This is a genomic window from Streptomyces sp. KL116D (assembly GCF_030766975.1).
In the GTDB taxonomy this organism is placed as follows: domain Bacteria; phylum Actinomycetota; class Actinomycetes; order Streptomycetales; family Streptomycetaceae; genus Streptomyces; species Streptomyces longispororuber_A.
Map to the genome: position 1 here is coordinate 19141 of NZ_JASERH010000142.1, position 19732 is coordinate 38872.

Annotated in this window: 19 protein-coding genes; 10 read left to right on the top strand and 9 right to left on the bottom strand. The window is 73.3% G+C overall.

Going from position 1 to position 19732, the window contains the following annotated elements; translation table 11 throughout:
• Window positions 1-5 precede the first annotated feature (5 nt).
• Window positions 6-1484: an amino acid permease gene (locus tag RBJ77_RS54935; RefSeq protein WP_372351883.1), complete on the bottom strand. Its 1479-nt coding sequence runs from the start codon at window positions 1482-1484 to the stop codon at window positions 6-8.
• Window positions 1485-1900: 416 nt separating this feature from the next.
• On the opposite strand from RBJ77_RS54935, the gene RBJ77_RS54940 reads away from it, so the two are divergent.
• The 7 genes from RBJ77_RS54940 to RBJ77_RS54970 are packed head-to-tail and all read left to right on the top strand — an operon-like array spanning window position 1901 to window position 6682.
• Complete coding sequence (locus RBJ77_RS54940; protein ID WP_372351884.1) at window positions 1901-2785, top strand: STAS domain-containing protein; 885 nt, start codon at window positions 1901-1903, stop codon at window positions 2783-2785.
• Between the two features lie 14 nt (window positions 2786-2799).
• Entirely contained in the window at window positions 2800-3183 is a 384-nt protein-coding gene (locus RBJ77_RS54945; RefSeq protein WP_255968266.1) for an STAS domain-containing protein, read from the top strand.
• Entirely contained in the window at window positions 3167-3625 is a 459-nt protein-coding gene (locus tag RBJ77_RS54950) for an ATP-binding protein (RefSeq protein WP_372351885.1), read from the top strand. The genes RBJ77_RS54945 and RBJ77_RS54950 overlap by 17 nt, the downstream gene beginning before the upstream one ends.
• Window positions 3622-4641, top strand: a complete 1020-nt coding sequence (locus RBJ77_RS54955) for a SpoIIE family protein phosphatase (RefSeq protein WP_372351886.1) — start codon at window positions 3622-3624, stop codon at window positions 4639-4641. The genes RBJ77_RS54950 and RBJ77_RS54955 overlap by 4 nt, the downstream gene beginning before the upstream one ends.
• The gene (locus RBJ77_RS54960; RefSeq protein ID WP_372351887.1) at window positions 4638-5870 is read left to right on the top strand and encodes a PP2C family protein-serine/threonine phosphatase; all 1233 of its coding nucleotides are present in this window, start codon (window positions 4638-4640) and stop codon (window positions 5868-5870) included. Before RBJ77_RS54955 ends, RBJ77_RS54960 begins: the two co-directional genes overlap by 4 nt.
• Window positions 5867-6286 carry an STAS domain-containing protein gene (locus RBJ77_RS54965; RefSeq protein ID WP_372351888.1) on the top strand — a complete coding sequence of 140 codons (420 nt, stop codon included), beginning with the start codon at window positions 5867-5869 and terminating at the stop codon, window positions 6284-6286. The genes RBJ77_RS54960 and RBJ77_RS54965 overlap by 4 nt, the downstream gene beginning before the upstream one ends.
• Window positions 6287-6307: 21 nt before the next feature.
• Complete coding sequence (locus tag RBJ77_RS54970) at window positions 6308-6682, top strand: ATP-binding protein (RefSeq protein ID WP_372351889.1); 375 nt, start codon at window positions 6308-6310, stop codon at window positions 6680-6682.
• Between the two features lie 10 nt (window positions 6683-6692).
• Here RBJ77_RS54970 and RBJ77_RS54975 read toward each other — a convergent pair whose 3' ends face one another.
• Window positions 6693-8135, bottom strand: a complete 1443-nt coding sequence (locus RBJ77_RS54975) for a GuaB1 family IMP dehydrogenase-related protein (RefSeq protein WP_372351890.1) — start codon at window positions 8133-8135, stop codon at window positions 6693-6695.
• Between the two features lie 214 nt (window positions 8136-8349).
• Here RBJ77_RS54975 and RBJ77_RS54980 point away from each other — a divergent pair, with 214 nt between their 5' ends.
• Window positions 8350-9027 carry a hypothetical protein gene (locus RBJ77_RS54980; protein WP_372351891.1) on the top strand — a complete coding sequence of 226 codons (678 nt, stop codon included), beginning with the start codon at window positions 8350-8352 and terminating at the stop codon, window positions 9025-9027.
• On the opposite strand, the gene RBJ77_RS54985 is transcribed toward RBJ77_RS54980, so the two are convergent.
• From RBJ77_RS54985 to rpe, 4 genes are all read right to left on the bottom strand, one after another.
• Window positions 9020-9373 (bottom strand): barstar family protein, encoded by a 354-nt coding sequence (locus tag RBJ77_RS54985; protein WP_372351892.1) that lies wholly within the window; start codon window positions 9371-9373, stop codon window positions 9020-9022. The genes RBJ77_RS54980 and RBJ77_RS54985 overlap by 8 nt on opposite strands.
• Window positions 9370-9756 carry a ribonuclease domain-containing protein gene (locus RBJ77_RS54990; protein WP_372351893.1) on the bottom strand — a complete coding sequence of 129 codons (387 nt, stop codon included), beginning with the start codon at window positions 9754-9756 and terminating at the stop codon, window positions 9370-9372. Before RBJ77_RS54990 ends, RBJ77_RS54985 begins: the two co-directional genes overlap by 4 nt.
• 176 nt (window positions 9757-9932) lie before the next feature.
• Entirely contained in the window at window positions 9933-10913 is a 981-nt protein-coding gene (locus RBJ77_RS54995) for a sugar-binding transcriptional regulator (protein ID WP_372352153.1), read from the bottom strand.
• Between the two features lie 157 nt (window positions 10914-11070).
• Window positions 11071-11757 (bottom strand): ribulose-phosphate 3-epimerase, encoded by a 687-nt coding sequence (gene rpe, locus RBJ77_RS55000; protein ID WP_372351894.1) that lies wholly within the window; start codon window positions 11755-11757, stop codon window positions 11071-11073.
• A 151-nt stretch (window positions 11758-11908) separates the two neighbouring features.
• Here rpe and RBJ77_RS55005 point away from each other — a divergent pair, with 151 nt between their 5' ends.
• Window positions 11909-14062, top strand: a complete 2154-nt coding sequence (locus RBJ77_RS55005; RefSeq protein WP_372351895.1) for an MMPL family transporter — start codon at window positions 11909-11911, stop codon at window positions 14060-14062.
• Here RBJ77_RS55005 and RBJ77_RS55010 read toward each other — a convergent pair.
• Together RBJ77_RS55010 and fmt are read right to left on the bottom strand one after the other, a co-directional pair.
• Window positions 14036-15484: an RsmB/NOP family class I SAM-dependent RNA methyltransferase gene (locus tag RBJ77_RS55010; protein WP_372351896.1), complete on the bottom strand. Its 1449-nt coding sequence runs from the start codon at window positions 15482-15484 to the stop codon at window positions 14036-14038. The genes RBJ77_RS55005 and RBJ77_RS55010 overlap by 27 nt on opposite strands.
• A 119-nt stretch (window positions 15485-15603) precedes the next feature.
• Window positions 15604-16533 carry a methionyl-tRNA formyltransferase gene (gene fmt / locus RBJ77_RS55015; protein WP_372351897.1) on the bottom strand — a complete coding sequence of 310 codons (930 nt, stop codon included), beginning with the start codon at window positions 16531-16533 and terminating at the stop codon, window positions 15604-15606.
• A 291-nt stretch (window positions 16534-16824) separates the two neighbouring features.
• On the opposite strand from fmt, the gene RBJ77_RS55020 reads away from it, so the two are divergent.
• Window positions 16825-17367 (top strand): hypothetical protein, encoded by a 543-nt coding sequence (locus tag RBJ77_RS55020; RefSeq protein ID WP_255968294.1) that lies wholly within the window; start codon window positions 16825-16827, stop codon window positions 17365-17367.
• A gap of 208 nt (window positions 17368-17575) precedes the next feature.
• Here the strand turns inward: RBJ77_RS55020 and RBJ77_RS55025 are convergent, their stop codons facing one another.
• Complete coding sequence (locus RBJ77_RS55025) at window positions 17576-19723, bottom strand: primosomal protein N' (protein ID WP_372351898.1); 2148 nt, start codon at window positions 19721-19723, stop codon at window positions 17576-17578.
• Window positions 19724-19732 lie beyond the last annotated feature (9 nt).

Sequence of the window (19732 nt, forward strand, 5' to 3'; positions counted from 1 at the left end):
GCGGTTCACTTCTGGGCTGCGGGGGCGGGGTCCTGCGAGAGGCGCGAGCGGCGCATCCCGTAGCAGAAGTAGAACACGAGCCCGACGACCATCCAGACACCGAAGACGATCCAGGTGATGGCGGACAGACTGCCCATCATCCAGACGCAGAACGCGAAACCGAGGACGGGCAGCACCGGCGACAGCGGCACCCGGAAGGTGCGCGGCATGTCGGGGCGGGTCCGGCGCAGCACGATCACGGCAATGTTGACCAGGGCGAACGCGAAGAGCGTGCCGATGCTGGTGGCGTCGGCCAGCTGGCCCAGCGGGATGGCCGCGGCGAGCACACCGCAGAACAGGGAGACGATGACGGTGTTGGCGCGCGGCGCGCCCGTCTTCGGGTGGACCTTGGCGAACACCTTGGGCACCAGGCCGTCGCGGGACATCGCGAAGAGGATGCGGGTCTGGCCGTACAGCACGGTCAGCACGACGGACGCGATGGCGATGACGGCCCCGGCGGCGAGCAGCGTGGCCCAGAACGACTGGCCGGTGACGTCCTTCATGATCCCGGCGAGCGCGGCCTCGGAGTCGCTGAAGTGCTGCCACGGGCGGGCGCCGACGGCGACCGCGGCGACGAGCACGTACAGCGCGGTGACGATGACGAGCGACAGCATGATGGCGCGCGGCAGGTCGCGCTGGGCGTTCTTCGCCTCCTCGCCGGCGGTGGAGGCGGCGTCGAAGCCGATGTAGGAGAAGAACAGCGTGGCGCCGGCGGCGCTGACGCCGGCCATGCCGAGCGGCATGAAGTGCTCGTAGTTGCCGGACTGGAAGCCCTTGAGGCCGATGGCGCAGAAGAGGACGAGCGCGGCTATCTTCACGCACACCATGATCGTGTTGGCGCGCGCGGACTCCTTGGCGCCGCCCAGCAGGAACGCCATGGCGAGCAGCACCACGATGAGCGCGGGCAGGTTGAAGATGCCGCCGTCACCGGGCGGCGCGGACAGCGCGTCGGGGATGGTGACGCCGATGGTGCCGTCGAGCAGTTCGTTGAGGTACTCGCCCCAGCCGACGGCGACGGCGGCGACCGAGACGCCGTACTCCAGCACCAGGCACCAGCCGCACACCCAGGCGACGAGCTCGCCCATCGTTGCGTATGCGTACGAGTAGGAGGATCCGGCGACCGGGATCGTGCCGGCCAGTTCGGCGTACGAGAGCGCCGAGAAGAGTGCCGTGAGACCCGCGATCACGAAGGACAGGGTGACGGCGGGACCGGCCTTCGGGACGGCCTCGCCGAGCACCACGAAGATGCCGGTGCCGAGCGTGGCACCGATGCTGATCATGGTCAGCTGCCAGAGGCCGAGGGAGCGCCGCAGCGAGCCGCCCTCACCCTGGCCGCCCTCCGCGACCAGGCGTTCCACCGGCTTGCGCCGCATGAGACGGGTACCGAGTCCCACGGGTGCGGGGTCGGTCCGGGGGGTGCGCGGGGGTGCGCCGTGATCGAGCACGGGCCGGCTCCTTCATCGCTGCCAGTTGAGGCTGCGGGGAACGCGGCGGCCCACGCCCTGACCGGGGGACCGCCGAGCAGGCCGTCCCCCGCCACGCCACGTACAGCGGATGACTCTAAGGGACGCGGCTTCCCAGCTGTAATGCAGCAACCTTGCGCACCGTCGCACGATCGTTGCGCGTATCCGCACGAGGCGCATGTTCATTGCGGTGCCCGTTTCGTCTGTTGCGTCGCATGTGGCGGAGGTCACGGCTCGCTCGCGGGAGTGAATCCGGTGGAGCGGGGTATTCGCAAGGGCTGCCCCCGCCGTCGGTCCCGGGTGATGATCGGTCATCAACCCTGGCGACGGCCGGGGCAGTTGAAGGTGTGCATCATGTGCAGGACGCACACGTACGCGAATCTGTGTGAGAGGGGCTTGTGAGTATCAGCGAGAGCGACATCCGCGGTCTGCTGCTGGAGGCACTGCGGGACCAGGAGGAGCAGATCGCCGCCCGGTGGACGGCGCTCCAACTGGAACAGGCGGCACTGGGCACCGACATGAGCGAGAGCGAGCTGCGCGAGGAGGCGGTGCTGCTCGTCGACGCGCTCACCGAGGCGCTGGCCAGCGACACCCCGGTGGGGCGTCTGGTGACCTCGCACCACAACCTGCGCACGACGGTCACCGAACTGTCGCTGCGCCGGGTGCGGGCGGGTGCCACCCCCACCGACACCTCGCTGGCGGTGCTCTCCCTCAAGGAGGCGCTGCTCGCGGCCGTGCAGCACACCACCCGCGACATGGGTGAGCTGTTCGCCGCGGCGAACTTCGTGAACCGGATGCTGGACGCGGCGGGCGCCCTCTCCTTCGAGACGTACGTCGAGGGGCGCGAGGAGATCATCCAGCGGCAGAGCCGCCAGCTGATGGAACTGTCCACGCCCGTCGTGCGGTTGTGGAAGCACGTCCTGGCCGTCCCGCTCATCGGCACCCTGGACACGGCACGCACCCAGATCGTCATGGAGTCGCTGCTCCAGGCGATCCAGGACAACGAGGCCAAGGTCGCCATCATCGACATCACCGGTGTGCTGACCGTCGACACGGCGGTCGCGCAGCACCTGATGCACACCGTCAACGCGGTCCGGCTGATGGGCGCGGACTGTGTCATCAGCGGCATCCGTCCGCCCATCGCCCAGACCATCGCCCAGTTGGGGATCGACCTGTCCACCATCCTGACCCGTGCCACCCTGGCCGACGCCCTGGCCACGGCGGTCAAGCTCACGGACCAGCCCGCCGTCGGGTTCGCCGTCACCGGCTCGGCACCGCGGTGAATCCTCCGCGCCCGATGGGCGTTCCCATCCTGCGGTTCGGCGACGTCCTGGTGACGGGACTCCTCGCCGAGCTCGACGACCGGTCCGCGCTGGCCTTCACGGACGAACTGACCGAGCGGATCACGGCCGACCACGCGCGCGGTGTCCTCATCGACATCTCGCGGCTGGAGGTCATCGACTCCTTCGTCGCCCGCACGCTCATGGAACTGACCAACATGGCACGGCTGTTGGGGGCCCGGGTGATCGTCGCCGGGATGCGGCCGGCCGTGGCCATCACCCTGGTCGAGCTGGGGATCCAGCTGACCGGTGTGGAGACCGCGCTCAACGCCGAGCAGGGCCTGACGGCACTCGGCTGGCAGCGGACCCTGGAGAGCCGTGACCATGACCATGTCGGATGAGCGCAGCCCGAGCGCGACGCACGCCGACGACGCCCGGGTGAACGTGCGCCGCACCTACGACGTGCGGTCGGACGACGACCTGCTGACGGTCCGGCACGCCGTGCGCGCCGCCACCGTCGAGTGCGCCTTCGGCCTGGTCGACCAGACCCGCGTGGTGACCGCGGCCAGCGAACTCGCGCGCAACGCCTATGTGCACGGCAAGGGCGGCACCCTCATCGTCGAACTGCTCACCAGGAGAGGAGGCAGCGGCATCCGGCTGGTGATCCAGGACGACGGCCCCGGCATCCCGGACCTCGGCGCGGCCCTGACGGACGGCTGGACGACCGGCAACGGCCTCGGCCACGGCCTGGGCGGTGCCCGGCGCCTGATGGACGAGTTCCACGTCGAGACCCGTCCCGGCGCCGGGACGACGGTGACCGCCGTGCGCTGGACGAACCGGTGACCGGGTCCCCCGATCCCGCGGTCACCGCCCAGGTGCTCGTCGACCACCCCAGCGCGGTGCACCACGCGGCCGGGCTGGCCCGCGCCGCGGCGGTGGCCGGCGGGCTCGACGGCACCGCGGCCGAGCGGGCCGCGGTGCTCACCAGCGAGCTCGCGGAGAACCTGCTGCGGCACGCGGTCGGCGGCGCCGTCTACGTGCAGCGGCACCCCCAGGGGCGCGGCATCGACGTGGTCGCGATCGACCGGGGGCCCGGGATGGCGCAGCCCGACCGGGCCATGGTCGACGGGTTCAGCACCACCGGGTCCGGATCGCTCGGCTCCGGCATGGGCGCGGCGCGACGGCTGGCGGACGAGCTGACGCTGCGCACGCTGCCCGGCGTCGGCACGCTGATCTGCGCCCGGTTCCACGCGCCTGGCGCGGGTCCTGCCCGCTCCGACGTCGGCCTGCTGTGTCTGCCGCTGCGGGGCGAGCAGGAGTGCGGGGACAGCGCGGCCGTGGTGGACGCGCCGGGCGGCCGCACCGTGGTGGTCGTCGACGGCCTCGGCCACGGCGCGGAGGCCGCGGAGGCGAGCGCCTCCGCCGTCGCCGTGTTCCGCGAGGAGGTCGAGCGGCCGCTGCCCGAGCTGCTGTCCGCGATGGACCGGGCGCTGCGCGGCGGACGCGGGGCGGCGGTGGGCCTGGTGCGGCTGCGGCCCGGCACGCTGGAGCACTGCGGGATCGGGAACGTCCGCGTCCTGCTCACCGCGCACGACGGCGTGCACTCACGGGACGTGGGCCGGCCGGGCGTGGTCGGCTGGAACATGCCGCGCCCGCAGGCCCGTTCGGTACCGGTGCCGGAGGGGTGCGCGGTGGTCGTGCACACCGACGGCATCCGGTCCCGCTGGGCGGACTCCGCGACCCCGTTCCTGCTGGGGCTGCCGCCCCGGCTGCTCGCCGCCGCCCTGGGGCACGGCCATCGCAGCGCCCGCGACGACGCGACCGTCCTGGTCTCCGGGGCGGCAAGGAGGAACACATGACCGATCAGGAGGCGGCAGCGTCACGCAGTACGACCCACCGGTCCCTGCCCGAACTGCGGTCCGCGGTGCGCACCCTGGCGGCCGGGCTGCGGCTGCCCGCCGAGCTGCGCACCAGGCTGACCCTGTCCGTGGCCCGGGTCGCCGAGCCCGAGCTGCGGGCCGGGCGTCTCGTCACCCTGGAGACGCGGCCGGAACAGGACTTCGTACGGCGGGAGTTGACGGTGCTGCTGCGGGCCCCTTACGCCCCGTGGCCCGCTCCCGTGGAAGGGCTGCCGCTGCCCGCGCAGCGCGAGGCGGACGCGACGGTGTGGCGGGTGCCGCTGCCCGAGACCCCGGGCCGGGGCCACCCCGGCGGGCAGACCTCCGTGGAACTCCTGGAGGAGGAGCTGCGGGCCGCCGTGGCCCGGGCCGAGGCGCTGGAGGCCGACCGGCGCAACCTCACCCACGAACTGGACGAGACCAACAGCGGGGTCCTCGCCCTGTATGTGCAGTTGGAGGAGCGCGACGAGCAACTGCGCCGCGCCCACGGCCAGATGCTGCGCGAGCTGGAGGACGCGCTGCGCCCCGGCCCCCTGAAGGTCGGCGGCCTGGAACTGGCCATCCACTACGCCCCGGCCGGCACGGACGCCCCCACCGGCGGCGATCTGTACGACTGGTTCCAACTGCCGGACGGCACCGTGCACATCACCGTCGTCGACGCCCTCGGCCACGGCCTCACCAGTACCCGCAGCGCCCTGAACGTGACCCACGCCGTGCGCACCCTCACTTTGGAGGGCCACCCGCTGGAGACGGTCGTCGCGCGCACCGACGAGATCCTGCTGCCCTACGACCGGGAGCTGATGGCCACCGTCCAGCTCGCCCGGATCGACCCGGTCGCGGGCCGCCTCACCCTCGCCAACGGCAGCCATCCGCCGCCCCTGCTGGTGCGCGAGGACGGCAGCGCCCGGTTCCTCGAAGTGCGCGGCCGGGGCATCGGGTACCCGCTGGCGGGCAGCGAAGGACTGTGGCACGAGGAGCTCGCGCTCGGCGATCTGCTCGTGCTGTACACGGACGGTCTCACCGAGAGCCGCCGCGACCCCTACGAGGGCGAGCGCCGGCTCACGGCGGCGGCCGTCCGCCACCGGCACCGTCCCACCGAAGAGATCCCCGGCGCCCTCGCCAAGGAGATGCACACCGTGATCCTGCACCCGGACGACACCCTCGCCCTGACCGTACGGAGAACCCGATGACACCCACGGACCCCGGAGCCGTGCCCGACGACCCGACCACATCGGACGGGCCGGACGGTCCGGACGGGCCGCACACCGTGCTCGCCCTGGCCACGTCGGCGGGCCCGGACGGCCCGCTCGTCACGCTCACCGGCGACCTCGACTACGAGACGGCGCCGCGGCTCCTGGAGTCCGTGGCGGCGCTGGACGCCCCGGCGGGCACCACCGTGACGCTCGACCTGTCGGGCGTGGGATTCTTCGACTCGGGCGGCATCAACGCGCTGCTGCGGGCCAGGACGTCGCTGCGGAGCGGGGGCGCCGACCTCACGGTGCGCCGCCTCTCCCCGGTCGTCGAGCGGATATTCCGGATCACCGGTCTCGACACGGTTCTCACTCCCGGCGCATCCGGGGACGGTGAAGATCCGACGGGCGGGTAGCCGGTACGCATGGAGATCGTGGTGGACGGTCCCCTGACGGGGACTCAGGCCCGGCACACCGCCGCTCGCTTCCTGGCGGAACACTGCCCGTGGGCCGACAAGGACGCCGTACTGCTCGTCGTCTCGGAGCTGGTCGCCAACGCGGCCCGGCACACCGGGGCCCTGGCCCGGCTGCGGCTGCGCGCCGATCCGGTCGGGCTCGCGGTGTCGGTGGAGGACGACGACCCGAAGCTGCCGGAGCCGCGCGCCCCCGACCTGGACGGCGGGGGCGGCTTCGGCTGGCACGTGGTGGAGCGGCTCGCGGAACGGCTCGCGGTCAGACCGGCGCCGGGCGGCAAGTGCATCGAGGCGGCGTGGGCCGCGCCACCGGCCCTGACCCACGCCGTCCCCGACTAGCGACGGGCGACTAGCTCCAGCTGGCGTGCAGCGGCTTGCCCTCCGCGTAACCGGCGGCGGACTGGATGCCGACGACGGCCTTCTCCTCGAACTCGGCGAGGGAGTTGGCACCCGCGTAGGTGCAGGACGAGCGGACGCCCGCGATGATCGAGTCGATCAGGTCCTCGACGCCCGGACGCTGCGGGTCGAGGAACATCCGCGAGGTGGAGATGCCCTCCTCGAAGAGCGCCTTGCGGGCGCGGTCGTACGCGGACTCGTCCGACGTCCGGTTCTTCACGGCGCGGGCCGAGGCCATGCCGAAGGACTCCTTGTACGCACGGCCCTTGGCGTCGTGCTGGAGGTCGCCGGGGGACTCGTACGTGCCGGCGAACCAGGAGCCGATCATCACGTTCGACGCGCCGGCCGCGAGGGCCATGGCGACGTCGCGCGGGTGCCGAACGCCACCGTCGGCCCACACGTGCTTGCCGTACTTCTTCGCCTCGGCGGCGCACTCGAGGACGGCGGAGAACTGCGGCCGGCCGACGCCGGTCATCATGCGCGTGGTGCACATGGCGCCGGGGCCGACACCGACCTTGATGATGTCCGCGCCGGCCTCGATGAGGTCCTTGACGCCTTCGGCGGCCACGATGTTGCCCGCCACGATCGGCACCTGCGGGTCCAGCGCGCGCACGGTCCTGATGGCGCTGATCATCGACTCCTGGTGGCCGTGGGCCGTGTCGATGACGAGGGTGTCGACGCCCGCGTCGAGCAGCTGCTTGGCCTTGCCCGCCACGTCGCCGTTGATGCCGACGGCGGCGGCGATGCGCAGCTTGCCGTCCGCGTCGGTGGCCGGGGTGTACAGGGTCGCGCGCAGGGCGCCCGTACGGGTGAGGATGCCGGCCAGCCTGCCGTCCTTGTCGACCGCGGGGGCGTAGCGGCGGTTGGCGCCGTCCAGCTTGTTGAACGCGTCGCGCGGGTCGATGTCCGCGTCGAGCAGCAGCAGGTCCTTCGCCATGACCTCGGAGAGCTGCGTGAAGCGGTCGACGCCGGTCAGGTCCTGGTCGGTGACGACGCCGACGGGGCGCTGCTCGTCGTCCACGACCACGCCCGCGTTGTGCGCGCGCTTGGGCAGCAGCGCCAGCGCGTCGGCGACGGTCTGCGACGGGGCCAGGACGATCGGGGTGTCGAGCACCAGGTGGCGCGTCTTGACCCAGGAGATGACCTCGGTGACGACCTCGATCGGGATGTCCTGGGGGATGACCACGAGACCGCCGCGACGGGCCAGGGTCTCGGCCATCCGGCGCCCGGCGATCGCGGTCATGTTGGCGACGACCAGCGGGATCGTGGTGCCCGTGCCGTCCGGCGAGGCGAGGTCCACGGCCTGCCGGGAGCCGACGGCGCTCCGGCTCGGCACCATGAAGACGTCGTCGTACGTCAGGTCGTACGCGGGCTTGATGTCATTGAGGAAACGCACGTGCGGACATCCCGGTCGCTAGAAGGGAGCCCCGGAAGGATGCCGCCGGGGCACAAAGCACGTACTTCATTTTCCCACGCGTGCTCCAGGAGCGTCTCCGGGCCGAACGTCCCAAGGTCACGGGACCTTCCTTGGAGGATCACCCAAGCCTTGGCGAGCGGCCGTCACGGGCCTACGGTCCGCGCACCATTCGAACCCGGGACGGGGGTCCACCATGTCCGACCGTATGCCGAGCCGCCTGGCCGACTGCGAGCGCCGCCTGACCGAGCTGCGCAGTGAGACGGAGGCGCTCCTCAAGGAACTCGAAGACCTCCGGCACGCCACGGAAGCGGCCCCGACCCCGTCGGAGGCCGAGACGCGCGCCAACGGCCAGGCGGTCCTGGCGGGCTCGTACAACTTCGCGACGGCCGTGACCTATCTGGCCGGCGACCAGGCCGACCCCGCCACGCTGCAGCTGCACGGCCAGCGGCGCGGCCTGCACGCCGTCGGGCTGCAGAAGGCGGGCGTGTACGGGTACAGCCCGAACCAGACCGGTGTGCACGGCGACTCGGCGAACGGGCCGGGCGTCCGGGCGACCAGTGAGGGCTCGACCGCCCTGGAGGCGCTGAGCAACCGGGGCATCGGCGCCGCCGTCTCCGGCAACGGGACGGGTCTGGTGGCCGACAACGCGAGCCCCGAAGGCGGCATCGCCGTGGTCGCGCTGGGCCAGGCGAAGGGGATCGGCCTCTACGCCTCCGGCGAGCGGGCCGCCGTACAGCTCGCCCGTGCGCCCTACGCAGGGTCGCCCAAGGCGGACTACCACGACGTGGGGGAAATCGTGCTGGACGCCAAGGCGGATCTCTATCTGTGCCGCAAGGCCGGCACACCGGGCAGCTGGGCCAAGCTCAACTGAGGCCGAGCACCACGGTGAGGGCGGCGTCGTCACCGCGGCGCCGCTCGACCGCCTCGGCGAACACCTCGCGGGCCGTCGCCCAGTCACCGGGGCGCCGCTCGGCGAACTCCTGCCACCCGGTCACCACGAGCACCAGTCCGTGCGCCGCCTTCGGCCCGACGCCCGGATCGCCCAGGGAGTCGGCGAGGGCGTCCCAGTTCCGCCCGAACCAGTCCGGCAGCTCCAGGACCCGGGCGCAGCGGTCCAGGAGGGCGGCCTTGTCCTCGGCGCCGCCCAGGTCCAGGACCCGCACGGCCCAGCCCGCCTCGACGAGGGCTCGGGTGGGGGACGGGGTGGGGCCGGTCATCTCAGCACCGCCTTGAACGACTCGTAGTGGTCATCGGTGTAGTACGTCTCCCCACCGCGCCCGACGACGATGCGCCGCGCCCCGCGGTCGCGCTCCCCCGGGGTCCGCACGGTGTACTCGCGGTAGTACCCGCGCTTCTCCTTCGGCAGCTCCCCCTCGAAGTTCCCGAAGACGCTGCCGTCCTTGTCGTACGGGAAGGGGCCGCCCGCGTCGATGAGCGCGAGGGTCTGCCGCGCCTCGGCGGGCAGCTCCGACTCGCGCACGGTGGCCATGCCCGCCGCACTGTCGTCGCCGGACGAACACCCACCGGCGAGCAGCCCCAGACAGCCGAGCAGCAGCCCGACCAGAAGGACAGAAATCCGGGAACCCAGCCGCACGACCATGCTCAGATGCTGCCACGCTCCACGGCCTCAGGCCCGATCAACCGCCTCAGGCCAATCAAGCCCCTCCGGCCAATCAAGCCCCTCCGGCCATCAACCGCCTCCGGCCAATCAAGCCCCTCCGGCGATTGAGGAGCGGGGCCCGGGGCAGAGCCCCGAGACGTCACCCCCGGCGCGGCTCACTCATCGGGATCGGCCCGCTGCAGAGCAGGCCGAGGAGCAGCCCCGGCCGTCAGCAGGAAATCGGCCGCGGCCGTATCGGTGACGAGACTGGTCACCAGCCCCGACCGCAACACCGCGTCAATGGCGGCAGCCTTCCGCTGCCCACCCGCGATCGCCACGACCTCAGGTATCCGCCGCAGCCGGTCGGCCTCGACCGTGATGCACCGCTCCCCCAGGTCCCGCCCGACCCGGCGCCCCTGCGCGTCGAAGAGGTGCGCGGACATCTCCGCGGCGACCCCCAGGGAGGCGTAGTGCGCCCGCTCCTCGTCGCTCAGCATGTCGTGCACGGTCGAGATGCCCGGCTCCCACGAGCCGATGGACACGCACGCGACGGTGACCTTGTCGAAGTACTCGAAGGCGCGGGCGATCCCGGTCTGGTTGCGCAGCGCCGCCGCCGTCGCCGCGTCGGGCAGCAGCATCGGCGCGTAGATCGGGTGGGCGTCGCCGCCGGAGACCTGCGCGGCACGCCGCACGGCCTCCACGGAGCCGCGCTCCGCGGTCCCGGCGTCGTACACGCCGGTGAGCTGCACGACGGTGCACGGCGGCAGCCGGTCGAGGGCCGCGGCCATGTGGATGGTGGAGCGCCCCCAGGCGAGCCCGAGGACGTCGCCCTCGGTCACCAGTTCGCCGAGCAGATCCGCGGCGACCTCTCCGAGGTTCTCGGGATCGGGCGACTCCTCCGCCTCGGCGGGCGATTCGACGACCACGGCGTGCCGCAGGCCGTAGCGGGCGCGCAACGCGTCGGAGCGCTCGGCGTCCAGCTCGGCCGGGACCCGGATCTCGATGCGTACGAGATCCCGCTCGAGAGCGGTCTCCAGGACCCTGGCCACCTTGAAGCGGCTCACGCCGAACTCCTCGGCGATCTGGATCTTGGACTTGCCCTCGAGGTAGAAGCGGCGGGCCATGGCCGCCGCCTGCACCAGCTCCGCGGGTCCCATCCGCAGGGCTGCCCGTCCCGCCGATGATGCGGACACGGCGATCTCCTCACTGCTCTTCTGCACGACTCACTGCGTTCACAACCTGGATACGCCGTTCATCCTTGCAGATCCGAAGGGCTTGATCAGCCCTGAAGGACGGCGTTCACGTATCCGTGGCTCAGTGGTCGCACGCCCAGGAGGCGGATGCCGTGGCGCCCGCCGCTTGGGTGCGCAGTGCACGTACCGCTTCTGCCGGGTCGTTCGCCCCGTATACCGCCGATCCGGCGACGAAGACGTCCGCTCCGGCCTCGGCGCAGCGCTCGATCGTCGCCGCGGAGACGCCACCGTCGACCTGGAGCCACAGTTCCAGACCGTGCTTCGAGATCAGCTCCCGGGTGCGACGGATCTTCGGCAGCATGATGTCCAGGAACGCCTGCCCGCCGAAGCCGGGTTCAACCGTCATGATCAGCAGCATGTCGAGCTCGGGGAGGAGGTCCTCGTACGGCTCGACGGGCGTCGCCGGCTTGAGGGCCATGGAGGCGCGGGCACCCTTGGCGCGGATCTCACGGGCCAGCCGGACGGGGGCGGCGGCGGCCTCCGCGTGGAAGGTGACGGACCCGGCCCCCGCTTCGACGTACTGCGGCGCCCAGCGATCGGGGTCCTCGATCATCAGATGGCAGTCCAGCGGGGTGTCCGTCGCCCGCGCCAGGGACTCTACGACCGGCACCCCGAGCGTGAGGTTCGGGACGAAGTGGTTGTCCATGACGTCGACATGGAGCCAGTCGGCGCCTTCGACGGCCTTTGCCTCGTCGGCAAGGCGGGCGAAGTCCGCGGACAGGATGCTGGGGTTGATCTGCACGGCCATGACCCAAGCCTGCCATGCCCGGCGCCCGTTGCCCGCCTCGGTCCAGACCAGGGCGCGATACCGATGCCGAGCCGTGCCCTTGCGTGCCATGGTGGGCGGCCCACGACGGACCGACGGGAATCACACCGCGCACGACGCAGCGGGGGGCGCCATGGCGGACGGACACAGTGACGGCGTACGGAGCACGGAACCCGAACGGCGACGCGGCGTCGCCTGGCTGGTGTGCGGGCGGCGCAGCAAGTGGCTGGTGCTGCTGCTGTGGCTGATCGTCATCGTGGGCACCGCGCCGCTCGCCCAGAAGCTCACCGACGCGCAGGACAACGACGCGCAGTCCTGGCTGCCCGGTTCGGCCGAGTCGACCCAAGTCCTCGACCTGTCCAAGGACTTCAGGCCCGAGACGATCCCGGCCGTCGTGATCTACGCCCGGGACGGCGGGCTGACCGTGGCCGACCGGGCCCGGATCGCCGCGGACGTCCGGCAGCTCAAGCAGCTCAGTGACCACGGGCTGCGCGGCCCGGAGACCCGCGGCCCGGTCTTCGACAAGAAGGCGGGACCGTCGGCGGCCCAGGTCTACGTGCCGGTGACGATGGACGAGAAGGGCTGGGAACGGATCGCGCCCGCCGTGGACTCCATCCGTGACCGGACCGGGAAGTCCGTCGACGGGCTGCAGATCCACATCACCGGCCCCGGCGGCACCTCCGCGGACTTCTCCGAGGCCTTCGAGGGCATCGACTCGACGCTGCTGCTCTCGGCCCTGGGCATCGTGATCGTCATCCTGCTGTTCACCTATCGCAGCCCGTCCCTGCTCCTGGTGCCGGTGGTGAGCGTGGTGGCGGCGCTGTTCACGGCGCAGGCCCTCATCTACCTCCTGGCCCAGCACGCGGGGCTGACCGTGAACGGGCAGAGCGCGGGCATCCTCACGGTGCTCGTGTTCGGCGCCGGGACGGACTACGCGCTGCTCCTGGTCGCCCGCTACCGGGAGGAGCTGCGCCGGCACGACGACCGGCACGAGGCGATGGCGCTGGCCCTGCACCGGGCGGGCCCCGCCGTGCTCGCGTCCGGCGCGACCGTGGTGCTGAGCATGCTCGTCCTGCTCACGGCCGACATGAACTCGACGCGGGGCCTGGGTCCGGTGGCGGCGATCGGCGTCGCGGTCGGGCTGTCGGCGATGCTCACGCTCTTCCCGGCCCTGCTGGTGATCTTCGGCCGGTGGATCTTCTGGCCGGCGATCCCCCACATGGGCAGCCCCGAGCCCACCGAGCGGGGCGTGTGGGCGCGCATCGGGCGCCGCATCGCCCGTCGGCCGCGCGTGGTCTGGGCGGCGACGGCGGTGGCCCTGGCGCTGCTCTCCCTCGGGCTGATCCAGCTCAGGGCGGAGGGCATCAGCAACGCCGACTCGTTCACCGACAAGCCGGACTCGATCGTGGGCCAGGAGATCTCCGCGAAGCACTTCCCCGGGGGCACCGGCGACCCGCTCGTCATCGTCGCGAACCGGGCGCAGGGCGAGCGGGTCGGCCGGGCCGTGGCCGCCACCGAAGGCGTGGTGCCGCGGAGCATCGGCGTGCCCCCGAACACCGAACCCGAGCACGGCGGCCGGGTCCTCTTCGAGGCGACGACGACCGCGCCGTCCGACAGCCAGGCCGCCAAGGACACGGTGGACCGGGTGCGCGACGCGGTGCACGCCGTGCCCGGGGCGGACGCGAAGGTGGGCGGCGGCACGGCGGCGCTGCTCGACATGGACCGGGCGACCGCGCACGACAACAAACTGGTGATCCCGCTGGTCCTGGTGGTCGTCCTGCTGATCCTCGGGCTGCTGCTGCGGGCGCTGGTGGCGCCCCTGCTGCTGATCGGGACGGTCGTGCTGTCCTTCGCGGCGGCGCTCGGCATCAGCGCGCTCGCCTTCCGCCACCTCTTCGACTACGCGGGCGAGTCGACGGACTTCCCGCTCTTCGTCTTCGTGTTCCTGGTGGCGCTCGGCATCGACTACAACATCTTCCTCACGACCCGCATCCGCGAGGAGGCCGCCCGTCAGGGCACCCGCCCCGGCGTCGTCACCGGCCTGGCTGCCACCGGTGCCGTGATCACCTCGGCGGGCCTGGTCCTGGCGGGCACGTTCGCGGCGCTCGGCACCCTGCCGATGGTGGCCTTCGCGGAGATCGGCTTCGCGGTGGCGCTCGGCGTGCTCCTGGACACGTTCGTGGTGCGGTCGGTCCTGGTGACGTCGCTGTTCCTGGACGTGGGGCCACGCGTGTGGTGGCCCCACTCCCTGGCGAAGACGTCAGACGGTACGCCGGATCAGCGCTAGGTACATCGCGTCGGTCCCGTGCAGGTGCGGCCACAGCTGCACGTCGGGACCGTCGCCCAGCGCCGGTACGCCCGCCAGCAGGGGCCGCGCGTCGATGAGTTCGGCCCTGTCGAAGCCCTTCAGCACGTCGTCGACGACGGCCCGCGTCTCGGCGAGGTGCGGCGAGCACGTGGCGTAGCCGACGACGCCGCCCACGCGGACGGACTCAAGTGCCGTGCGCAGCAAGGAGCGTTGCAGCGGACCGAATCCGTCGAGGTCCTCCGGCCGCCGCCGCCACCGGGCCTCGGGGCGCCGCCGCAGGGCGCCGAGCCCGGTGCAGGGCACGTCCATCAGGACCCGGTCGAACGTGCCGGGGCCCCACGGCGGCCGCGTCCCGTCCGCGGCGATCACCTGGTAGGGGCCCGGGTTCCCGGCGAGCGCCTTCGCCACGAGCCCGGCGCGGTGCGGCTGCTTCTCGGAGGCGAGCAGCGTCGCCCCGCGCTGGGCGGCGAGCCCGGCCAGCATCGCGGCCTTGCCGCCGGGACCCGCGCAGCCGTCCAGCCACTTCTCGTCCCTGCCCTCGACCGGAGCGTTCGCGAGCGCGATGGCGACCAGCTGGCTGCCCTCGTCCTGCACGCCGGCCCGGCCGGACCGCACGACGTCGAACGCGCCCGGCTCGCCGCCCTCCGCCAGCCGCACCGCGTACGGCGACCAGCGCCCGGGCAGCCCGGACTCCTCGCCGACCTCGTCGAGCACGGCCTCGGCCGTGGTCCGTCCCGGCCGTGCGACGAGGGTGACCTCGGGCCGCTCGTTGTCGGCCTCCAGCAGGTCCTCGATGCCCGCGCGACCGCCGCCCAGGGAGTCCCACAGTGCCGACACGACCCATCGCGGATGCGAATGCACGACGGCCAGATGGTCCTCGGGGTCGTCGTCGTACGGGGGCGCGACCCGCTCCAGCCAGGCGTCGAGATCGTGCTGGGACACCTTGCGCAGCACGGCGTTGACGAACTTGGCCCGGCCGTCGCCGAGCACGACGCGGGCCAGCTCGACGGAGGCGGAGACGGCGGCGTGCGTCGGGATCCGCGTCCCGAGGAGCTGGTGCACGCCGAGGTTGAGCACGTCCAGGACGGGCGGGTCGACCTCGCGCAGCGGCCGGTCGATGCAGGCCGCCACGATCGCGTCGTACGTCCCCTGCCGGCGCAGCGTCCCGTAGACGAGCTCGGTCGCGAGTGCCGCGTCCCGGCCGTCGAAGCCGCCCTTGTCGCGGGCCTTGCGCAGCAGCGGCGGCAGCACGAGGTTCGCGTACGCGTCCCGCTCGTCGACCGCGCGCAGCGCCTCGAAGGCGAGGATGCGCACGGGGTCCTTCTGCGGGCGGCGGTGCGGCTTGCCGGGCTTCCCGGACGTGCGGGGGCCGCGGTTCGACGGGGTCGTCTGGTCGTTCAAAGGTGCTCCGCTGGTGGGATCGTACGGGCGACGCGCAGGGGCGGTACGCCGGGGTGAACCCTCCCAGCGTACGTCCCGGCCGCCCGGCGGACCCCCGAGGGGGCACCGGGCCGACGGCGTCAGCCCAGGCGCTCCCCGGTGGTGATCCGCACCCCGCGCGCCCAGTCGGCGGCGGCCATCGGCTTCTTCCCCTGGGCCTGCACCCAGAGCAGCTCGACGGCGTACGAGCCGGTGCCCACGTACAGGTTCTTCTTGCCGACGGCGAGCTCGCCCGGGGCCAGATCGGTGCGGTCGGGAACCGGCACGGCGGAGCGCACCTTGAGCCGCTCGCCGCGGAACTCGGTCCACGCGCCGGGCGCCGGGGTGCAGCCGCGCACCACGCGGTCGACGCGGAGCGCGGGTGCGGCCCAGTCGATCCTGGCGTCCTCGACGGTGATCTTCGGGGCGAGGGAGATCCCGTCGGCGGGCTGCGGCACCGCCTTCAGGGAGCCGTCCTCGATGCCGTCCATGGTGGCGACGAGCAGCCCCGCGCCCGCGAACGCGAGCCGGGTCAGCAGGTCGCCGCTGGTGTCGGTGGACCGGACCGCCTCGGTCACCGTGCCGTACACCGGCCCGGAGTCGAGCCCCTCCTCGATGAGGAAGGTCGACGCGCCCGTGATCTCGTCCCCGGCCATGACCGCGTGCTGCACGGGCGCCGCCCCGCGCCAGGCGGGCAGCAGCGAGAAGTGCAGATTGACCCAGCCGCGGGCCGGCACGTCGAGCGCGACGCGCGGCAGCAGCGCCCCGTACGCGACGACCGGGCAGCAGTCGGGGCCGATCTCGCGCAGCCGGGCGAGGAACTCCTCGTCCCGCGGCTTGGCGGGCTTGAGCACCTCGATGCCGGCCTCCTCGGCCCGCTCGGCGACCGGGCTCGCGACCATGCGGCGGCCGCGTCCGGCGGGGGCGTCGGGCCGGGTGACGACCGCGGCGACCTCGTGCCGGTCGGAGGCGATCAGGGCGTCCAGAGCGGGAACGGCGACCTCGGGGGTGCCGGCGAAGACGAGCTTCATCGGTGGCTAACGGCCTCTCGGGGCAGGGTCAAGGGCAGCGCACCAGTCTATGGGGGTTCCGCGCCGCGCACCCAGTCACGTCCGGCTCGGCCGGGGTGGGGGCGCGCGCCACGACGTGCGCCCCGCGCATATGCGGATACGCCCGAACAGCGTGACCCCTCACCGTATGGCGCGTTGGTCAAGAAAGAGTTGACCAACCTACGGGCCGCAATCGCTCAGTCGTCATCACATCCGGTCGCCTGACGCGGGCGCGGTCCCATCCTTTACATCGCCGGTTCGAGAGGCTTGTTCATGGCCGACCACGCAACCCACGACGCCCAGGCACGGGCCAGCCTGCACCTCCTGGTGCGGGACATCGAGCGGGTCCGGCGGCAGGTGGACGCGCTGCGCACCCTCACCGCGCAGCTCGGGAACGTCTACCGCCCGCGCCGCTCCGGCCCCTCCGCGGGGTTCGTCGTCTACGGGAGGGCCCCCGCCCCCACCGTCCGTCTCGCCCAGGAGCTGCGCGACAGCGTCGAGACCCTGGTGACCGCCGCCGTGGACTTCGACCGTTCGCTGGGCTTCTCGTGGGACGCGGTGGGCTCCGCGCTCGGAGTCACCAAGCAGGCGGTGCACCGCCGTTACGGAGCCCGCAGGGCCGCCACCCAGGCGGCCGCCGACGCCGAGCGCGCCACGGAGACACCGGCGCCCGCGCGTCCCGCCCTGCCGATGGGCGCGGGTCCGCTGCCGTCGGTCCCCGCCGCCCGTTCCATGCCGACCCAGCCGACCGCGGGCAGCCCCGTGCTGCGCGAAGAGGCCCGTCCGGGCGCCTTCCCCGGTCCGCGCAACGGCTGAGTCCGATCGCTCCGCCCACTGCCTCCCCGCCCTCAGGCGCGGGGAGGCAGTGGTGTGTGCGGAGCCGCACGCGGGCGCGGGGAGGCGACGGTGTGTGCGCGAGCCGCCCGGCATCGGAAGTGCGGTGTGCACGGAGCCGCCCGGCATCGGAAGTGCGGTGTGCACGCGCCCGGTTGACGCCCTGGCGTCAGATCGCCTTGACGTCCGGTCAGCCGATGTCGAGCGGATCCACCCGCACCCGCACCGGCTCGGTGCCGCCCCGCGCCATCCGGGCGGCCTGCGCCTGCTTCAGGGCGCGGGCGAGGGCCGCGCCGCTGCCGGGCGGCACCCGGACCAGGACGCGCTCCCAGTGCTCACCGGGCGGCGGCGCCCCCGGCCTGCGGGTGCCGGCAGGCCCCGCGTCGGGCACCGGGACGGGGCCCAACACCTCGGCGTCCGGAGGCAGTTCGACCGCCCGGAGGAAGTCGGCGAGCGCATCCGGGACACCGGCCACCGCCGCCATCCGCGACACCGGCGGGAACCCCAGCTCGGCCCGGTCGGCCAGCTCCCGGACGGCGTGCCCCACCGGGTCCCACCGCACCAGGGCCTGCACGGGGCGCAGCGTCGGCTCGGCGACGACGACCACGGTGCCGCCGGCCTCCTGGGGCCGGACCAGCGCGGCCGCGCCGATCCACCGCCGCAGCGCGTCCTCGCCCGCCCGCAGGTCGGGCCGCCCGAGCATCGCCCAGCCGTCGAGCAACAGGGCCGCGGCGTACCCGCCTTCGGCGACGGGCTCGGCGCCCGGCGTGCTCACGACGAGCGCGGGCGCCCCTGACACGGTGTCGAGCACCTGCTCGCGCCCCGACGTCCGCACCGGCACCGCGGGAAACGCCCGCCCCAGCTCCTCGGCGGTCCGCCGCGCCCCGACGACCTGGGCCCGCAGCCGGGTGCCGCCGCACGCGGCGCAGTGCCAGTGCGCCTCCTCGCGCCCGCACCAGCCGCAGGCCAGCGTCCCGGTCGACTCCCGCGCCTCCAGCGGTCCCGCGCAGTGCCGGCAGCGGGCGGGCTCGCGGCACTGCTGGCAGGCGAGCCGCGGCACGTAGCCCCTGCGCGGCACCTGTACGAGGACGGGACCGTCCCGCAGCGCCGTCCGCGCGACCTCCCACGCGAGACTGGGCAAGCGGGCGGCGCGCGCGGCCTCGTCCCGCGCGACGTCCAGGTCGCCCACGGTCCTGACGAGCGGAGCGGTGCGCCGCACCACCTCGCGCGGCGCGGCCACGGCGGCGGCCCAGCCGCTGCGCACCAGCTGCGCCGCTTCCACGGTGCAGCTCCAACTCCCCAGCAGGAAGGCACACTTGTCCCGGGAGGCGCGCAGCTCCAGCACCTCCCGCACGTGCGGGAAGGGGGCGTGGTCGTCGCTGTGGTGGGAGTCGCCGTCGTCCCACACCACGACGAGCCCCAGATCGCGTACGGGCGCGAACATGGCGGCCCGCGTCCCCACCACGGCCCGCACCGCTCCCCGCCGCACGGCGAGCCACTCCGAGTACCGGCGCTGCTGCCCCGCGTCGGCGGTCAGCAGGGCGTGCTGCCCGGGCCCCAGCACGTCTCCCAACGCCTGGTCGACCCGCGCGGCGAGCCGCACCGTCGGCACGACGACCAGGGCGCCCCGCCCCGACGCGAGCGTCGCCTGCACGGCCCGCGCGATCTCCTCGGCCCACTCGGGCCCGGGCAGCGCGGTCCACACGGCCCGCGGCGCCCCGCCCGAGGCGAGCGAGGCGAGCAGATCGGCGCCCCGCTCGTACCGCCGCCACGAACCGGGATCGGGCGCAACGGGCCGTGGCGGCGGCGCCGGGAACTCACGCGCCTCGGCCTTCGCGTGCCGCGGCGGAATCGCCAGCTGCAGCACATCGGCCAGGCTCCCCGCGTACCGGTCGGCGACGGCCCGCGTCAGCCCCAGCACCTCCGGGTCGAGCACCGGCTCCGGCGACAGCACCTGCGCCAGCGCGGCGAGCGGCCCCTGGTACTCGGCCTCGGCCACCCGCTCGACCAGGAACCCGTCGATCAGCCCGCCGCCCTCGCGCCGCCCGTCCCGCACGTTCCGCGCCCCGGCCCCGAACCGCACCCGCACCCGCACCCCCGGCTGGGCCACGGCATCCAGCTCCTGAGGCACCGCGTACTCGAAGTACCGGTCCAGGTGCAGCACACCCTTGTCCACGAGCACGCGCGCGACCGGCAACTCCCCGGCCAGCGCGGCCCCCCGCCACGTCCGCGGCTTGGCCTTCGGCGCCTTGGCCCTGCGCACGCTCTCCCGAATCAACGCCAACTGCTCCGGCTCGCCTCCGGCAGGCTCATCGGGGGTGTCGTTCTCGCTGCTCACGCCTGCATT

Bases quoted from the DNA above. Each gene is read 5' to 3' on its own strand.
- RBJ77_RS55020 (WP_255968294.1), top strand. From the start codon at position 16,825: ATGGCCGACCACGCAACCCACGACGCCCAGGCACGGGCCAGCCTGCAC.
- RBJ77_RS55005 (WP_372351895.1), top strand. From the start codon at position 11,909: ATGGCGGACGGACACAGTGACGGCGTACGGAGCACGGAACCCGAACGG.
- RBJ77_RS54960 (WP_372351887.1), top strand. From the start codon at position 4,638: ATGACCGATCAGGAGGCGGCAGCGTCACGCAGTACGACCCACCGGTCC.
- RBJ77_RS54945 (WP_255968266.1), top strand. From the start codon at position 2,800: ATGGGCGTTCCCATCCTGCGGTTCGGCGACGTCCTGGTGACGGGACTC.
- RBJ77_RS54950 (WP_372351885.1), top strand. From the start codon at position 3,167: ATGACCATGTCGGATGAGCGCAGCCCGAGCGCGACGCACGCCGACGAC.
- RBJ77_RS54985 (WP_372351892.1), bottom strand. From the start codon at position 9,373: ATGACCGGCCCCACCCCGTCCCCCACCCGAGCCCTCGTCGAGGCGGGC.
- fmt (WP_372351897.1), bottom strand. From the start codon at position 16,533: ATGAAGCTCGTCTTCGCCGGCACCCCCGAGGTCGCCGTTCCCGCTCTG.
- RBJ77_RS54990 (WP_372351893.1), bottom strand. From the start codon at position 9,756: ATGGTCGTGCGGCTGGGTTCCCGGATTTCTGTCCTTCTGGTCGGGCTG.
- rpe (WP_372351894.1), bottom strand. From the start codon at position 11,757: ATGGCCGTGCAGATCAACCCCAGCATCCTGTCCGCGGACTTCGCCCGC.
- RBJ77_RS54965 (WP_372351888.1), top strand. From the start codon at position 5,867: ATGACACCCACGGACCCCGGAGCCGTGCCCGACGACCCGACCACATCG.
- RBJ77_RS54995 (WP_372352153.1), bottom strand. From the start codon at position 10,913: ATGGGACCCGCGGAGCTGGTGCAGGCGGCGGCCATGGCCCGCCGCTTC.
- RBJ77_RS54980 (WP_372351891.1), top strand. From the start codon at position 8,350: ATGTCCGACCGTATGCCGAGCCGCCTGGCCGACTGCGAGCGCCGCCTG.